Annotated in this window: 18 protein-coding genes and 1 pseudogene; 8 read left to right on the plus strand and 11 right to left on the minus strand. The window is 74.5% G+C overall.

Going from position 1 to position 15,133, the window contains the following annotated elements:
- Positions 1 to 20 precede the first annotated feature (20 nt).
- Positions 21 to 521, plus strand: a complete 501-nt coding sequence (locus OO54_RS05415; protein WP_078905059.1) for an SRPBCC family protein — start codon at positions 21 to 23, stop codon at positions 519 to 521.
- Here OO54_RS05415 and cds1 read toward each other — a convergent pair.
- Positions 481 to 1,623, minus strand: coding sequence for an L-cysteine desulfhydrase Cds1 (cds1, locus tag OO54_RS05420; protein ID WP_033201703.1), 1,143 nt, complete (start codon positions 1,621 to 1,623; stop codon positions 481 to 483). The genes OO54_RS05415 and cds1 overlap by 41 nt on opposite strands.
- A gap of 174 nt (positions 1,624 to 1,797) precedes the next feature.
- On the opposite strand from cds1, the gene OO54_RS05425 reads away from it, so the two are divergent.
- Positions 1,798 to 2,112 (plus strand): hypothetical protein, encoded by a 315-nt coding sequence (locus OO54_RS05425; RefSeq protein WP_017241286.1) that lies wholly within the window; start codon positions 1,798 to 1,800, stop codon positions 2,110 to 2,112.
- 188 nt (positions 2,113 to 2,300) lie between these two features.
- Positions 2,301 to 2,891, plus strand: coding sequence for an ATP-binding protein (locus tag OO54_RS05430; protein ID WP_078905060.1), 591 nt, complete (start codon positions 2,301 to 2,303; stop codon positions 2,889 to 2,891).
- Between the two features lie 19 nt (positions 2,892 to 2,910).
- On the opposite strand, the gene OO54_RS05435 is transcribed toward OO54_RS05430, so the two are convergent.
- From OO54_RS05435 to OO54_RS05445, 3 genes are all read right to left on the minus strand, one after another.
- Positions 2,911 to 3,465 carry a dihydrofolate reductase family protein gene (locus OO54_RS05435; RefSeq protein ID WP_033201705.1) on the minus strand — a complete coding sequence of 185 codons (555 nt, stop codon included), beginning with the start codon at positions 3,463 to 3,465 and terminating at the stop codon, positions 2,911 to 2,913.
- A 45-nt stretch (positions 3,466 to 3,510) separates the two neighbouring features.
- A complete protein-coding gene (locus tag OO54_RS05440) occupies positions 3,511 to 4,239 on the minus strand; it encodes a helix-turn-helix domain-containing protein (protein ID WP_078905061.1) in 729 nt (242 codons plus the stop codon).
- Positions 4,240 to 4,347: 108 nt separating this feature from the next.
- Positions 4,348 to 4,635, minus strand: coding sequence for an SHOCT domain-containing protein (locus OO54_RS05445; protein WP_033201706.1), 288 nt, complete (start codon positions 4,633 to 4,635; stop codon positions 4,348 to 4,350).
- 188 nt (positions 4,636 to 4,823) lie between these two features.
- Here OO54_RS05445 and OO54_RS05450 point away from each other — a divergent pair, with 188 nt between their 5' ends.
- Together OO54_RS05450 and OO54_RS05455 are read left to right on the plus strand one after the other, a co-directional pair.
- Entirely contained in the window at positions 4,824 to 5,414 is a 591-nt protein-coding gene (locus OO54_RS05450; RefSeq protein ID WP_033201707.1) for a TetR/AcrR family transcriptional regulator, read from the plus strand.
- A gap of 70 nt (positions 5,415 to 5,484) precedes the next feature.
- Positions 5,485 to 6,069 carry a DUF4865 family protein gene (locus OO54_RS05455; RefSeq protein ID WP_033201708.1) on the plus strand — a complete coding sequence of 195 codons (585 nt, stop codon included), beginning with the start codon at positions 5,485 to 5,487 and terminating at the stop codon, positions 6,067 to 6,069.
- 45 nt (positions 6,070 to 6,114) lie between these two features.
- Here the strand turns inward: OO54_RS05455 and OO54_RS05460 are convergent, their stop codons facing one another.
- Positions 6,115 to 6,885 carry an SAM-dependent methyltransferase gene (locus tag OO54_RS05460; RefSeq protein ID WP_033201887.1) on the minus strand — a complete coding sequence of 257 codons (771 nt, stop codon included), beginning with the start codon at positions 6,883 to 6,885 and terminating at the stop codon, positions 6,115 to 6,117.
- Between the two features lie 160 nt (positions 6,886 to 7,045).
- On the opposite strand from OO54_RS05460, the gene OO54_RS05465 reads away from it, so the two are divergent.
- Entirely contained in the window at positions 7,046 to 7,519 is a 474-nt protein-coding gene (locus OO54_RS05465) for an SRPBCC family protein (protein WP_033201709.1), read from the plus strand.
- A gap of 77 nt (positions 7,520 to 7,596) precedes the next feature.
- On the opposite strand, the gene OO54_RS47150 is transcribed toward OO54_RS05465, so the two are convergent.
- From OO54_RS47150 to OO54_RS05475, 3 genes and pseudogenes are all read right to left on the minus strand, one after another.
- Positions 7,597 to 8,175 carry an LLM class flavin-dependent oxidoreductase gene (locus tag OO54_RS47150; protein WP_234439360.1) on the minus strand — a complete coding sequence of 193 codons (579 nt, stop codon included), beginning with the start codon at positions 8,173 to 8,175 and terminating at the stop codon, positions 7,597 to 7,599.
- 52 nt (positions 8,176 to 8,227) lie between these two features.
- Positions 8,228 to 8,581 (minus strand): annotated as a pseudogene (locus OO54_RS47155) (LLM class flavin-dependent oxidoreductase); the annotation flags it as partial.
- Between the two features lie 82 nt (positions 8,582 to 8,663).
- Positions 8,664 to 9,890 (minus strand): ROK family protein, encoded by a 1,227-nt coding sequence (locus tag OO54_RS05475; RefSeq protein ID WP_017241296.1) that lies wholly within the window; start codon positions 9,888 to 9,890, stop codon positions 8,664 to 8,666.
- A gap of 114 nt (positions 9,891 to 10,004) precedes the next feature.
- Between OO54_RS05475 and OO54_RS05480 the strand changes: the two genes are divergently transcribed.
- Together OO54_RS05480 and OO54_RS05485 are read left to right on the plus strand one after the other, a co-directional pair.
- Positions 10,005 to 11,234, plus strand: coding sequence for an MFS transporter (locus OO54_RS05480; RefSeq protein ID WP_033201710.1), 1,230 nt, complete (start codon positions 10,005 to 10,007; stop codon positions 11,232 to 11,234).
- 97 nt (positions 11,235 to 11,331) lie between these two features.
- A complete protein-coding gene (locus tag OO54_RS05485) occupies positions 11,332 to 12,081 on the plus strand; it encodes a maleylpyruvate isomerase family mycothiol-dependent enzyme (RefSeq protein ID WP_033201888.1) in 750 nt (249 codons plus the stop codon).
- Between the two features lie 112 nt (positions 12,082 to 12,193).
- Here OO54_RS05485 and OO54_RS05490 read toward each other — a convergent pair whose 3' ends face one another.
- The 3 genes from OO54_RS05490 to OO54_RS05500 all read right to left on the minus strand — a co-directional run bounded on the left by OO54_RS05490 (position 12,194) and on the right by OO54_RS05500 (position 15,021).
- Entirely contained in the window at positions 12,194 to 12,859 is a 666-nt protein-coding gene (locus tag OO54_RS05490) for a response regulator (RefSeq protein ID WP_033201889.1), read from the minus strand.
- A gap of 68 nt (positions 12,860 to 12,927) precedes the next feature.
- Positions 12,928 to 14,133: a sensor histidine kinase gene (locus tag OO54_RS05495; RefSeq protein ID WP_033201711.1), complete on the minus strand. Its 1,206-nt coding sequence runs from the start codon at positions 14,131 to 14,133 to the stop codon at positions 12,928 to 12,930.
- A 192-nt stretch (positions 14,134 to 14,325) separates the two neighbouring features.
- The gene (locus OO54_RS05500; RefSeq protein ID WP_017241301.1) at positions 14,326 to 15,021 is read right to left on the minus strand and encodes a TetR/AcrR family transcriptional regulator; all 696 of its coding nucleotides are present in this window, start codon (positions 15,019 to 15,021) and stop codon (positions 14,326 to 14,328) included.
- Between the last annotated feature and the right edge of the window lie 112 nt (positions 15,022 to 15,133).

Genomic DNA, 15,133 nt, shown 5'->3' on the forward strand with positions numbered 1-15,133 from the left:
CGTCCTGGGAGGTCCGGTCCATGGCACGCCGACTGAGGCCGGTGGAGCTCGACTTCACCGCGTCCGCGCCCGTCCGCCTGGTCTTCACGGCGGCCCTCGCCGCCCCGCCCCCGGCCGTCTACCGTTCGTTGGCCCTGGAGGTGGGGAGCATGCCGGCCTGGTTCACCGCCGTCACCTCCGCCGTCCCCACGGGCGACGGGGCGGGCCGGACGGTCCGGCTGCGCGGCGGGATCGCCTTCGAGGAGACGATCCTCGCCGCCGAGCCCGACGTCCGCTACGCCTACCGGATCGACGAGACGAACGCGCCCGGAGTGACGGCCATGGCGGAGGAGTGGTCCCTCTCCCCCGCCGGGAAGGGCACCCGGCTGCGCTGGACCATGGCCCTCGACGGCCCGGCCGCGTTCCGTCTGGCGCTGCGCGCCGCCGGGCCGGGCGTCGGGCTGTCCTTCCGGGACGCGGCGCGCCGGCTCGACCGGCGGCTCACTCCGGCCAGGACCCCGTCGCCAGGAAGCGCTCGATAGCGCCGGTGTACGGGGTGATGTCGAGGCCCTGGGCGGCCAGCCAGTCGTCGGAGTAGTACTTGTCGAGGTAGCGTTCGCCGCCGTCGCAGATCAGGGTGACGACGCTGCCGGTGCGCTCCTGCGCGACCATCTCGGCGACGATCTTGAGGGCGCTCCACAGGCCGGTGCCGGTGGAACCGCCCGCCTTGCGGCCGATCGCGCCTTCCAGGGCGCGGACGGCGGCGACGCTCGCCGCGTCGGGCACCTTCATCATGCGGTCGACGGCGCCGGGCACGAAGCTGGGCTCCATGCGGGGGCGGCCGATGCCCTCGATGCGGGAGCCGCAGTCGGCGGTGGCGTCCGGGTCGTTGTGCGTCCAGCCGTCGAAGAAACAGGAGTTCTCGGGGTCGGCGACGCAGATCCGGGTGTCGTGCTGCATGTAGTGGACGTAGCGGGCGATGGTCGCCGAGGTGCCGCCCGTCCCGGCGGTGGCCACGATCCAGGCGGGCTCCGGGTAGCGCTCCAGCCTCAGCTGCTGGTAAATCGATTCTGCGATGTTGTTGTTGCCGCGCCAGTCGGTGGCCCGCTCCGCGTACGTGAACTGGTCCATGTAGTGGCCGCCGGTGCGCTCGGCGAGGGCCGCGGCCTCCTCGTACATCGTGCGCGAGTCGTCGACGAAGTGGCACCGGCCGCCGTGGAACTCGATGAGCCGGCACTTCTCCGGGCTGGTGGTGCGGGGCATGACGGCGATGAAGGGGACGCCGATGAGCTTGGCGAAGTACGCCTCGGAGACGGCGGTCGAGCCGCTGGAGGCCTCGATGACGGGCTTGCCGGGCCGGATCCAGCCGTTGCAGAGGCCGTAGAGGAAGAGGGAGCGCGCGAGCCGGTGCTTGAGGCTGCCGGTGGGGTGGGTGGACTCGTCCTTGAGGTAGAGGTCGATGCCCCACTTCTCGGGGAGCGGGAAGCGCAGCAGGTGGGTGTCGGCGGAGCGGTTGGCATCGGCCTGGACCTTGCGGACGGCCTCCTTGAGCCAGGTCCGGTACGCCGGGTCGCTGCGGTCGACGTCGACGGTCACCTCCGCGGCGGTGACTCTGCTTCCCGCGCTGTTCTCCGTGGTGCTCATCCGTGTCTCTCCTCAGTCGCTTCCAGAGGTGCCCCACTGCCGACGATACCCCTCTCACCTGGGCAAACGTTCCCTTTGGGGATCCATAGGGATGCCTTGCGGGAGGGCTACTGGTGCGCTCGCGGACGGCCCGGCACACTGGTAGCGGCAACAGGGTGAAAGGGGCGGATCGGCATGGCGGAACCCGAGTTCACGGCGCGGGGCGTGCGGATCGCACGCTGGCCCCGCTCGCTGACCCGCGCGGGCGAGGTGCGGATCGAGGACGGGCGGCTCGCCCTCCTCACGAGTTACGGCAGCGAGATCGACAGCGCCCCGGTGGGGGCGGTCCGGGCGGGGCGGCCGTGGTTCGCGAAGTCCGACGAGGCGGTGGCCACCGTGAACGGCACCCGGTACCGGCTGACGCTGCACCGGGACGGCGACCACGGCGGGGAGACGGCCGAGTCCGGGCGCTTCCTGGCGGCGCTCGAACGGGCCGCCGGGCGCCGCTGAGGCGCGCGCACACCCCTGACCTGGACCGGGTGGCCGCGAGTTGCGGGCCGCTCACCGCTGGTTCACGCTGGAACCCGATTCACCATGAGTCATCGGCGGTGACGTCGTGTTCCGGTCGCCGCCCTGCTGTACCGCATGAGAAATCGGGATCTTCGTCTTCTTCCGGACTACTTCGGGGAGTCGCAGCCGTGATCAGCGAGCCGAGCAGGTATTACGCGGTGGAGCTCCAGGCCCTGCCGTCGCGGATCGGTCAGGTCCGCAGGATCGTCTCCGCCCATTTGCGCCACTGGCATCTCGACGCCCTGGTCGACCATGCCGTGCTCGGTGTCACCGAGCTCCTGAGCAACGTCCACCGGCACGCGCAGCCGGACAAGCGGTGCACCGTCGAGGTCGAGCTGCTGCTCGACCGGCTGACGGTCTCGGTCCGGGACCACGACCCCCGCATACCGGAGGCCGCCGCCCCGGAACCGTTCGACGGGGTGGACGGCCTCGACACGTTCGAGCGGCTCGCGACCTCCGGCCGCGGTCTCGCCATCGTCGGTGCCGTCAGCGAGAGTTGGGGCGTGCGCCCCTGCGGGGCCGACGGCAAGGTCGTGTGGTTCACCCTCACGGCACCGCCGTGCGCCGCCCCGGTCGAGGCGCGCGCGCACGCGGTGCACGACGCCACCACCGAGGGCCCCCTCGCCGGTTACGGACGCTTCCCGGTCGGGGCGCCGCTCAGCACGCCGATCGCCCCGGTCCTGACACCGCTCACGGCCCGCTCGGTCCTGGTGGGCTGAGCGGGCCGGGCGCGGCGGGTCAGCGCACCGGACGGTAGGTCGCGATGATCACGCCGCTGCTGGTCGGGCGGGCGCTGACGAGTTCCAGCTTCTTGAGGGCGGAGTCGTCGGCGAACAGCTTCTTGCGGCCCTCGCCGGCCACCACCGGATGGATCAGCAGGACCAGTTCGTCCAGCAGGTCCCGCTCGAGGAGCGAGCGCACCAGGGTCGGGCTGCCCGCGACGGTGATGTCCTTGCCCTCGCCCGCCTTGAGCTTCTCGACGGCTGCCGTCAGGTCCCCGCCGATCAGGGTGCTGTTGGCCCAGTCGTCCACGCTGTCCAGCGTGGAGGAGACGACGTACTTCGGCGACTCGTTGATCCACCGGGCGAAGCCGGCGTCCTCCCCGCTGGTGACCGTCGGCCAGTAGCCGGCCCACTCGGTGAACGTCACCCGGCCCAGCAGGATCGTGTCGGCCGTCTCCAGCGTCTGCGCCAGCGCGGCGCCCATCTCCTCGTCGAAGTCGAACTGCCACTCGTTCGGCGACTGGGCGACACCGTCGAGCGAGACGAACAGACCGGATACGACCTTGCGCATGATTCCTCCGTGCCGAGTGCGGGGCTTGTCGCTACGTCAGGAACACTATGCGGGCGACGGGGGCGAGGGCTTGTACAGAAGCGACAGCGCGCCCGTCCGTGCCGGATCGCCGAGCTGGGTGGCGGTCCGGCCGATGTACCGGGTCAGGGACCGCGCCAGGTGCGGCTGGTCGAAGTAGCCGAGCCGGTGCACCACGTCCTGGGCCGGGACGCCCTCCTGGATGAGGACCGCTGCCTCGCGGGCCCGGCGGATCTGCCGGACGGCGCCCTGGGTGAGGCCCGTCGCCGCGACGAAGCGCCGCTGGAGGGTGCGCGCGGAGACGTCGGGGGCGGCGCCGCCGAGCACGGCGGGCACGATCGGGTCACGGTCCACGATGCCCTCGCGCACCATGCGCCGTACGAACGCCTCGGCGTTGTCGTAGTCGGGCACGTGCCAGGCGGAGCCCTTGAGCCAGAAGGACCGCCGCGTCACGTCCGGGATCTCCGCGCTGCCGCCCACGAGCCGGTCGACCGGCACGTGCGGCATGGAGGTGCCCAGGGCGAAGCTGATGCCGAAGAACGTGGCGTCCTCCGGGACGGGCGCCTGGCTCGCCCGGGGCTCCGGGCCGAGGACCGCCGCCTGCGTCCGCCCCTCGTGCTCCCAGAAGACCAGCTCCCAGTGCGAGGTCGCGACGGACGTCATCCGCCCCACGTCGTCGCTGCGGCTGCGCCAGACCCGCTCGATGTGCGGCAGCTCCGACGGCCGGCTCTCGATCTCGAGCCCCAACCGGATCATCCCCCTGTTCGATGACACCCGCGCGGCCAGTGTGGCACGGGCGCACCGGAGTTCCGGGGCCGTCGAGGACGCCCGGGTCCCCCGGTCACGCCCGGAGTCCCCCGCCGGTCACGTCCGACGCCCCTTGTCGGTCGCGGCGCGGCCGAACTGCTCCTCCAGGACGGTCAGCCGGCGCCAGTACTCGTCCTCGTCGATCTCGCCGGCGGCGAACCGGTGGCCGAGCAGGGCGATCGGCGAGCGCTCGTCGGGCCCGCCGTCATGGCCGTGCCGGAAGCCGCGTCCCCGGCCCAGGCCCGCGCGGCGGGCGACGGTCACGACGCCGATGACGACGGCGGCCCAGACGAGGGGGACGAAGAGGATCCACGGGCCGGGTCCCGCGTAGGCGAGTGTGTTCATGACGGTTCAGCTCCTCGGTGTGCTGCGGTGTTGTCCGTGGTTCGAGGGTCCCTCCGTGCAGGGGTCCGGGTCGTCGTACGGGCAGCGGCTTCGCGCGTACGACGACGGGAGTACGGCGGGCGTGGCGCGGGCGCGGAGCGGTGGCGGGCACCGGCGCGACCGTCTCCTCCCCTTCTGTACCTACAGGTATGTACAGTGCGGGCATGAGCATGAGCACCTCCGAGCGGCTGATCGAGGCGACCCGCGAGCTGCTGTGGGAGCGCGGCTACGTGGGCACCAGCCCCAAGGCCGTCCAGCAGGCGGCGGGCGCGGGCCAGGGAAGCATGTACCACCACTTCGCGGGGAAGCCCGATCTGGCCCTCGCGGCGATCCGGCGCACCGCCGAGGAGATGGGCGCGGCGGCCGAGGCGCTGCTCGGCGGCGAGGGGTCGGCGTACGACCGGATCGAGGCCTATCTGCTCCACGAGCGGGACGTCCTGCGCGGCTGCCCGGTGGGGCGCCTGACGATGGACCCGGAGGTGATCGCCCGGCCGGAACTGCGCGCCCCGGTCGAGGAGGTGCTCGGCCGGCTGCGCGCCAGGCTCGCCGCGGTCGTCCAGGAGGGCCTGGACGAGGGCGAGTTGAACTGCCCCCTCGATCCGGCCGAGATCGCGGCGACCGTGGTCGCCACCCTCCAGGGCGGCTATGTGCTGGCCCGCGCGACGGATTCGCGCGCGCCCTTCGACAGCGCGGTACGGGGCCTCCTCGCGCTCCTCGCCCCTCGGGCCGCCCAGGGCTGACCCCCGTCCTCCGGCCCGCCTGATCCCCGTAACCCGCACCCTTCACCACGAGAGAAGCGGAGTCCGTCCCTTGCACGCGATGCAGTACGAGATCACCCTGCCCGCCGACTACGACATGGAGATCATCCGCAAGCGGGTGGCGACCAGGGGCCACCTGCTCGACGCCTTCCCCGGGCTCGGCCTCAAGGCGTACCTGATCCGGGAGCGGGAGGCCGGATCGCCCGTGAACCAGTACGCGCCCTTCTACCTGTGGCGCACCCCCGAGGGCATGAACTCGTTCCTCTGGGGCCCGGGTTTTCAGGGCATCGTGAACGACTTCGGCCGGCCGGTCGTGCAGCACTGGACGGGTCTGTCGTACGAGGAGGGGCCGGCGTCCGGGGCGGTGCCGAACGCGGCCACGCGCCACCGGATCCCGCTCGGGGAGGCGGTCGCGCCGGGCGAGGCGGTGACGGAGGCGGTCGCCCGGCACGCGCGGGAGTCCCGGCGGGACGGGGTGGTGGCCTCCGCGCTCGCCGTCGATCCGCGCCACTGGGAGCTGCTCTCCCTCACCCTGTGGGCGGACGCGGAAGCGCCCGCCGGCGAGGGCGAGCGCTTCCGGGTGCTGCACCTCTCCGCGCCGGACCGCGCGGAGCTGGGAGCCGGGCGGCGGTGGTGAGGCGGGCACCCGTCGGTCCCCGGAGCGGGGCCCCGCGGGCGGCGGTCAGGCGACGGCGACGAGCGTGAGGTAGGTGATGCCGAGGATGCCCCGGTAGCCGTTCACCCAGGTCGAACGCTGACGGTCCACGCGCTCGAGGGTCTCGGCGGCGAGCGGGTGGTCGGGGTGTGCGGCGAGCCAGACCTCGGTGTCGTACCGGTAGCCGGACTCGAACTCCTCCCATTCCTCGGCGCTCGCCGTCTCGATCCACGCGGGCCGGAAGCCCGCCTCGATCGCGAGGTCGACGAGCCCGCCGAGGGTGAAGTGGTCCTCGACCCGGGCGCCGGGCCACATCCCGGCCAGGTCGGCCTCGGTGGGAACGCGCTCCCAGAAGCCCTCGCCCAGCACGACCCGTCCGCCCGGCCGTACGAGACGGCGCAGTTCCCGCAGGGCGACGGCGGGGTCGTGCGGCAGCTCGGGGTCGCACAGCGCGTGGCTCGACCCGAGGCACAGGATCGCGTCGACCGGACCCCGGTCGGTGCCGAGCGCCGACTCCTCGACGAACGCCACGCGGTCCGCGAGCCCGCGCTCCTCGGCGAGGGCGCGCCCGCGGGCCAGGTCCTCGGCGTTGATGTCGAGGCCGGCGCCCTTGGCCGCCGGGGCGGCCTCCAGGACGCGCAGCAGCAACTCGCCCCAGCCGCAGCCGATGTCGAGCACGTCCGCGGGTTCCGCTGCGGCGAGGCGCTCGATCATGCGGGTGGCGCGGGCCTCGGAGAGCGGCCCGTGGAAGGTGAGGCTGCCGAGACGCGGCGGGAGGTCGGATTCGTTGGTGATCATGAGGCCGAACGGTACGGCGTACGCCCGCCCCCGCCAACCCATTTCCGGCGGCAGCCGTCACCGCGTTCCCCCGGCCCCCCCTTCCGGCGAGGGGCGGCGACCCGCCCCCCCTGCGGGCGGTCCACCTGCCGTCGGGCTCCACGCGTCCTAGCCTGGAGGGGTGTACACCTCACGCGCGTCCCGCCACGTCGACGCCCCGCCGTCGGCCGTCTATCGCTCGCTGCTCGACGCCGACACGGTCGCGCGGTGGCGGGTGCCGTACGGGATGACCTGCGAGGTGCACTCCTTCGACGTGCGCGAAGGGGGCGAGTTCCGGGTCTCGCTGCACTACGACACGATCGAAGGCACCGGGAAGTCGGGCGCGCGCACGGACACCTACCACGGTCGCTTCGTGGAGCTGGTGCCGGACGAACGGGTCGTCGAGATCATCGAGTTCGAGTCCGCGGACCCCCGGATGCGGGGCGCGATGACCCTCACGACGACGCTGATCCCGGACGGGGAGGGCACCGAGGTGCGGCTCGTCCACGAGGGGGTGCCCGACGCCGTTCCCGCGGCCGACAACGAGACCGGCACGCGCATGGCGCTGGACCGGCTCGCCGCGGTGGCCGAGGGCCGCCCGGATCGCGGGAAGTGACCGTCGGCCCCACCGGGCGCCCCGGTCCACGGGAGTGATCACCGGCCCGGCGGGGCGTCACGGCCGGGGTGCCGCGGTCAGCCGCCCTCCTTCGCGATCGCCTCGCGGACGGCGGGGACGATCTCGCGGCCCCAGCGGGCGAGGGCGTCGATGTCCTGCGCGCCATGGCCCTCGGCGAAGAGGACGAAGCCCGACGCGTCGTGCCCGAGGACGGCGCCGGTCAGCTCCTCGACCCACTGGTCCACGGAGCCGCCGATCCAGCGGCCGTCCTCGTCGCGGGTGGCGGACAGGGGCTGCTCGGTGATCCGCCCGGGGAGGTTGTAGATCGTACGGATCTCCCGGGGGTCGCGGCCGACGGCCGCCGCCGCCTCGTCGATGACCGGCCGCGAGGTGCGGTAGCGCTCGCTCAGCCAGTCCGCCGCGTGGCCGGGGATCCAGCCGTCGGCCACCCGGCCGGTGGCGGCGAGGGACTTGCGGCCGTTGGACCCGGTCCACACGGGAGGCGCGGCCACGGGCGAGGGCTCGATCCGGTTCACCTGGTAGTGGCGACCCCGGTACGTGACCGGCGCCCCGCCGCCCGACAGCTCCTTGATCAGGACGATCGCCTCTTCGAACGCCTCCACGGCCTCGCCCGGGGACAGTTTCGGCACGCCCATGTCGGCGATCCGGTCCCACAAGCCCGCCGGCGCCCATGCCGAGCACGACGCGGCCGCCGGTGAGCGCCGAGAGCGTGGTCACCGTGCGGGCCAGCATCGGGGCGGGCCGGGTGGGCAGGTTGGTGACGTTGGCGAAGCCCGAGATCCGCCGCGTTCCGCCGAGCAGGAAGCCGAGGGTGGCGTACGCGTCCAGGCGGCCGCCGAGGTACGGGTGGTCGGAGAGCGAGAACAGGTCCAGCCCGTCGGCGTCCGCCTGCTGGACCCTGCGCACCAGCTCGGGACCGTCGTCGATCCCGCTGTGCGCGCCGAAGCCGAAGACCACTTGTCGTCCGGTCATTGCCCCCGTCCTTCCCCGTGAAGCCGGCGAAGTCGCCGAACCCGCATACGAAGTTCGCACCACGAACATTATTAGTTCGTGGTGCGAACCGCAAGCGGGGACCGGGGCGACGGGCCACGGCTGAGCCTCGGCGGCGCACGGCCGCCACGGGTCAGACCGACTCGCGCCCCAGCGCGGCCAGCGGGTCGTCGAGCACCGGCTGCCAGGCCAGTTCGGCGGCTCCGACGAGGCTGTTGTGGTCGAGGGTGCAGGGCAGGATCGGCACACCGCCGCTGCGGCCCCAGAGGCTGCGGTCGGCGACGACCGCGCGCAGGCGCTCGGGGTCGGCGTCGAGGAGCTCGCGGTGCAGACCGCCGAGGATGATCCGGTCCGGGTTGAGGATGTTCACCAGACCGGCGAGGCCGAGGCCGAGGCGGTCGATCAGCTCCCCCACGGCGACCCGGACGCCCGGGTCGTCGCGGCTCGTCCTCAGCAGGTCGCGGGCCTGCTGGAGCAGGGAGACCTCGGGGCCCGGGGCACGGCCGGCGACCGTGAGGAACGCGAGCGGGTCGGTCTCGACGTCGAGGCAGCCCCGGCTGCCGCAGTGACAGGGCCGCCCCTCCGGGTTGACCGTCAGGTGGCCGACCTCCAGGGCGAGGCCCGAGCTGCCGGTGTGCAGGCGGCCGTCGAGGACGAGCGCGCCGCCGACGCCCCGGTGGCCGGTGGCCACGCAGAGCAGGTCGCGGGCGCCGCGCCCCGCGCCGTGACGGTGCTCGGCGAGGGCGGCGAGGTTCACGTCGTTGCCGGTGAAGGCGGGGCCTTCGATGCCGGCGGCGCGCACCCGCTCGGCGAAGATCTCCCGGACGGGCGCCCCGGCCGGCCAGGCGAGGTGGAGCGGGTTGAGCGCGGTGCCCTCGGGTTCGGCCACGGCCGAGGGGGCCGCGAGTCCGGCGCCGACGCACCGGCGGCCGCTCTCCCGGAGCAGGGCGGCTCCCGCGTCGACGACGGCCCCGAGGACCTGGGCGGGGTCGGCGGAGACCGTGACGCAGCCGGGGGCGGTGGCGACGATCGTGCCGCCGAGCCCCACGAGGGCGGCGCGGAAGCCGTCGGCGTGGACCTGGGCGGCGAGGGCGACGGGGCCCTTCTCGTCGACGGCGAGCCGGTGCGAGGGGCGCCCCTGGGAGCCGGCGGCGGCGCCCGGGTTGGAGTCGACCCGGATGAGGCCGAGGGCCTCCAGCTCGGCGGCGACCGCGCCGGCGGTGGCCCGGGTGACGCCGAGTTCAGCGGTGAGGACGGCCCGTGTCGGCGCCCTGCCGGTGTGCACCAGCTCCAGCGCGGGGCCGAGCGCGTTGCGCCCCCTGTCCAGCCGTGTCCGGATCGTCGTCGCCTTGCCGTTCATGGGGGCGAGTCTCCCATGATCGGGCCGCCTCGGGGCCCCGCACCCCATGGCACCCCGGCCCCTGCGCCGTCGGCGCGGTTGATTCCACGGGCGGCCGCCCCCTATCCTGAGTTTGTGCCGCTACTAAACAAAGTACGGACGGCCGTATCGGGGGGCCCCGGCGGAGACACCGCCACCCACTCCCTGTCCCGCCTCCGCTCCGCCCTGACCCTCTTCTTCGCCCTCGACGGCTTCCTGTTCGCCGGCTGGGTGGTCCGCATCCCCGCCGTCAAGCAGCAGACCGGCGCCTCGGCCGGCGACCTCGGCCTCGCCCTGCTCGGCGTCTCCGCGGGCGCCGTGATCACGATGACCCTGACGGGCCGGCTCTGCCGGCGCCACGGCTCCCACCCGGTCACCGTCGCCACCGCCGTCCTCCTCTCCCTCTCCGTCGCCCTGCCGGCGCTCACCCGCTCACCGCTCGCGCTCGGCCTCGTCCTGCTGGTCTTCGGCGCCGCGTACGGCGGGATCAACGTCGCCATGAACAGCGCGGCCGTCGACCTGGTGACCGCCCTGCGCCGCCCGGTGATGCCGAGCTTCCACGCCGCGTTCAGCCTCGGCGGCATGCTCGGCGCCGGCATCGGCGGGCTGCTCGCCGGCAGCCTCTCCCCCGCCACCCACCTCCTGGGACTCACCGTCGTCGGCCTGGCCCTGACGGCGGCCGCCGGACCCGTACTCCTGCGCCACCCCTCGCCCACCCTGCCCGAGGCCATCGCGTCCTCCGACCGCGAGCCGACCGGCCCGCGCACGCGCGCGTCCCGCCGCGCGGTCGTCGTCTTCGGCGTGATCGCGCTCTGCACGGCGTACGGCGAGGGGGCGCTCGCCGACTGGGGCGCCCTCCACCTCGAACAGGACCTCCACGCCCACCCCGGAGTCGCGGCCGCCGGCTACTCCGTCTTCGCGCTGACCATGACCGCCGGACGGCTCTCCGGCACCGCACTGCTCGAACGGCTCGGCCAGACCCGCACCCTCGTGGCGGGCGGGGCGACCGCCGCCGTCGGCATGCTCGTCGGCGCCCTCGCGCCGACCGTCTGGGCCACCCTCCTCGGCTTCGCGATCACGGGTCTCGGCCTCGCCAACATCTTCCCCGTAGCCGTGGCCCGCGCGGGCGCGCTCGCCGGCCCCGGCGGCGTGGCGACGGCGTCCACCCTCGGATACGGCGGCATGCTGCTCGGCCCGCCCTCCATCGGCTTCCTCGCCGACTGGTTCTCCCTGCCGGTGGCGCTCACCACGGTCGCGGTACTCGCCGCCGGCGCGGCGGCGATGGGCTACTGGGCGCGCAACGCGGGAAATCACGCGGCGAGTTGAGCACGAAGGGCGGCGCCGGCCCCATCGGCGCCACCGCCCCGCCGGACTGCTCGGACCTGCCAGAATCCACCCCATGGACGCGATCACCGCACACCCGATGAAGATCACGGAACACATCGACGCGCTGGAGGCGGCGGGCCACGCCCTCGCGGAGGCGGCAGCCGAGGCAGGACCCGACGCGGAGGTGCCGACCTGCCCGGGGTGGCGGATCCGCGACCTCCTGCGGCACACGACGACGGTGCACCGCTGGGCCACCGCCTTCGTCGTCGAGGGACACACCGCGTACCACCCCGAGGGCGGCGAACCAGCCCTCGACGGCGACGAGTTGCTCGCCCACTACCGCGAGGGGCACGCACGGCTCGTCGCCGCCCTGCGCGCGGCGCCGGAGACCCTGGAGTGCTGGACCTTCCTGCCCGCACCCTCGCCGCTCGCCTTCTGGGCGCGGCGCCAGGCCCACGAGACGGCTGTCCACCGCGCGGACGCCGAGTCGGCCCTCGCGACCGGCCCGGCTCCGGTGGACGCGACCTTCGCCGCCGACGGCATCGACGAGCTGCTGTGCGGCTTCCACGCCCGTGACCGCAGCAGGGTGCGCACCCCCGAGCTCCGCACCCTGCGCGTCCGCGCCACGGACACCGGCGACGTCTGGACCGTGCGCCTGTCGGCGACGCAGCCGCCCCGGACGGAGCGCGGCACCCCGTCCGCCGAGGCCGTCGCCGACACGGAACTGAGCGGCCCCGCCCACCGGTTGTACCTCACCCTCTGGAACCGGCTGCCCGGCGACGCCGTGACCGTCACCGGGGACGCCGCCCTCGCCCTGCTCTGGCGCGAGAACTCCGGGATCGTCTGATCCCGGGGCCGGGGCCGGGGCCGCGCGGGCGGTGGCCTACGAGCCGCCCGCCCGCTCCCGTGAGCAGCCGGCGTCACCGGTGCGGTGGACCGCAGCCGCGCCGCCTGCCCGGTCAGCCCAGCCAGCCCGGTCGCACGAGCCCCGACTCGTACGCCATGACGACGAGTTGGGCGCGGTCCCGGGCGCCCAGCTTCACCATGGCACGGCTGACGTGCGTCTTGGCGGTGAGCGGGCTGACGACCAGCCTGCGGGCGATCTCCTCGTTCGAGAGGCCGATCCCCACCAGGGCCATCACCTCCCGCTCGCGCTCGGTCAGCGCGCCGAGGGCGCCGGTGGCGGCCGGCGCCTTGGAACGGGCGGCGAACTCCTCGATCAGGCGGCGCGTCACGCCCGGGGAGAGCAGCGCGTCCCCGTGGACGACGGCGCGCACGGCCCGCAGCAGTTCCTCCGGCTCGGTGTCCTTGACGAGGAAGCCGGAGGCGCCGGCACGGATCGCCTCGAAGACGTACTCGTCGAGCTCGAACGTGGTCAGCATGACGACCCGGACCCCGTCGAGGCCCGGGTCGTCCTTGATGCGCCGGGTGGCCTCCAGGCCGTCGAGCCGCGGCATCCGGATGTCCATGAGGACGACGTCCGGCCGCAGCGCCCCGACCAGCTCCACGGTCTCGACCCCGTCCGCCGCCTCCCCCGCCACCTCGATGTCCGGCTGGGCGTCGAGCAGCGCGCGGAAGCCCGCCCTGACCAGCGACTGGTCGTCGGCGAGCAGCACACGGATCACGGGGGCTCCGCCGGTTCCGGGGGCCGCGCCGCCGCCGGGGGCCACGCCTGTCACGGGGTCTGCGCCGGTCACGGTGTCTCCTCCGGGGGGAGCGGGAGTACGGCGTGGACGCGGAAGCCGCCGTCGGGCCGGACGCCCGCCTCGATGGTGCCACCGAGGGCGCCGGCCCGCTCCCGCATGCCGGCGAGTCCGTTGCCGCTGCCGCCGGCCTCGGTGCCGGTGGCGGGGCCGTCGTCGTCCACGCGCAGGTCCAGGCGCCGGGGGCCGCGGGCGATCTCGACCCGGGCGGTACGGGAGCCGGAGTGGCGCACCACGTTGGTGAGGGCCTCCTGCACGATCCGGAAGGCGGCGAGGTCGGCGCCGGGCGGCAGGGCCGTACGCGGGCCGCTCGTCGTCACGGTGACGGTCAGGCCCGCCGCGCCGGCCTGTTCGACCAGCTCGGGGAGCCTGCCGAGGCCGGGGGCCGGGGCGCGCGGGGCGTCACCGGGGGTGCGCAGGGTGTCGAGGACCTGCCGCACCTCGCCGAGCGCCTCCTTGCTGGCCGCCTTGATGGTGGTCAGCGCCGTGCGGGCCTGTTCGGGGTCGGAGTCCAGGAGGGCGAGGCCCACCCCCGCCTGGACGTTGATCACGGAGATCGAGTGGGCGAGCACGTCGTGCAGCTCCCGGGCGATCCGGAGCCGCTCCTCGCCGGCGCGCCGCCGCTCGGCCGCGGCCCGCTCGGCCCGCAGCTGGGCCCACTGCTCGCGCCGGACCCGTACCAGCTCGGACGCGGCGAGCACGGCCACGGCGAACGCGGCGGCCGACAGTTCCTGCCCCCAGGGGGCGGGGCCGTCGCCGGCCGGCGGGAGGACGCGGTAGAGCCAGTGCGCGAGCGCCAGGTGTCCGGCCCACAACAGGCCGACGGCCCACCAGGCGGCGGTGCGGTGCCCGTGGACGACGGCGGCGAAGCAGGCGACGGCCACCAGGGCGAAGACCGGGCCGTACGGGTAACCGGCCGCCAGATAGCCGAGGGTGACGGCCGCGACGCCGAACACCACCGGCACGGGCCGGCGGTGCCGGAACAGCAGCGGCGCGGCCGCGAGCAGCAGCAGGACCCGCCCGAGCGCGTCGAGGGCCTCCCGGTCGGGCTGGTTCCGCGCGGCGAGCCCGGTGCCCACCATGACCAGTACGGCGATCAGCAGCGTCGAACGCCAGGGCAGGCCCCGGCCGCCGGGCGTCCCGCCCCACCGCCCGAAGGGCCCGCCGCCGCTCCCGCCCGTCCACGCCTCGTCCATACCGGCCACGCTAGCCCCGCGCCGTGCGCGGGGACGTCGGCCCGGCGGGGTGGTCACGCCTACTCCCGCCGGAGTAGCCGGGGCTCCGCCGCCCCAACCCTCCCGGCCGGTTCCGACGTGCCGCCGGGCCTTGGGCGCGGGCACCGGGTGCGGGCCGCGAGCTCGGACACCGGACACCGGGCATCGGGCGGTTCAGCCGCGCGGCAGGAGGCCCACGTCCTGACCCAGGCGGCGGGCTGCCGTGGCGAAGAAGGTGTCGCGGTCCTCGACGACCCGGTGGAACTGGCCGAAGACCTCGAAGGAGACGAGGCCGAAGAGCTGCGACCAGGCGGCGACCAGGGCGACGGCCAGGGCCGGGGGCAGGTCCGGGGCGATGTCGGCGGCGATGCGCTCGGCCTCGGGACGCAGGTCGTCGGGGAGCGGCGGGAGGGCGACGCCCTCGCCGTCGTGGGCGCGGCGGGTGATGTCGATGAGGACGAGGCCGACCCGGGCGGCGGGGGCGATCGTGTCCTGGGGCGCGGTGTAGCCGGGGACCGGGGAGCCGTAGATCAGGGCGTACTCGTGCGGGTGGGCGACGGCCCAGGCGCGGACGGCCCGGCAGACGGCGGTCCAGCGGGCGAGGGGGCGCTGCGCCGCGGTGTCGGCGGCGGCCTGTTCGGCGGCGGCGCCGACGGCGTCGTACGCGTCGACGATGAGGGCGGTGAGCAGGTCGTCGCGGCTGGGGAAGTAGCGGTAGAGCGCGGAGGACACCATGCCGAGCTCGCGGGCGACGGCCCGCAGGGACAGCTTGGCGGCGCCTTCGGCGGCGAGCTGGGTGCGCGCCTCGTCCTTGATGGCTGCGGTGATCTCGATGCGGGCGCGGGCGCGGGCTCCTCGAACGGTCGTCATGGAGAGCAGTGTGCCATTTCCGGAGCACCGCAACGAAACGAGAGCACCGCTCTTGATTACGAGCGCCGATCCGTGCACACTGATCTCAAGCGAGAGCAGTGCTCACACTTTG

This window comes from Streptomyces wedmorensis (assembly GCF_000716445.1).
GTDB lineage: Bacteria > Actinomycetota > Actinomycetes > Streptomycetales > Streptomycetaceae > Streptomyces > Streptomyces wedmorensis.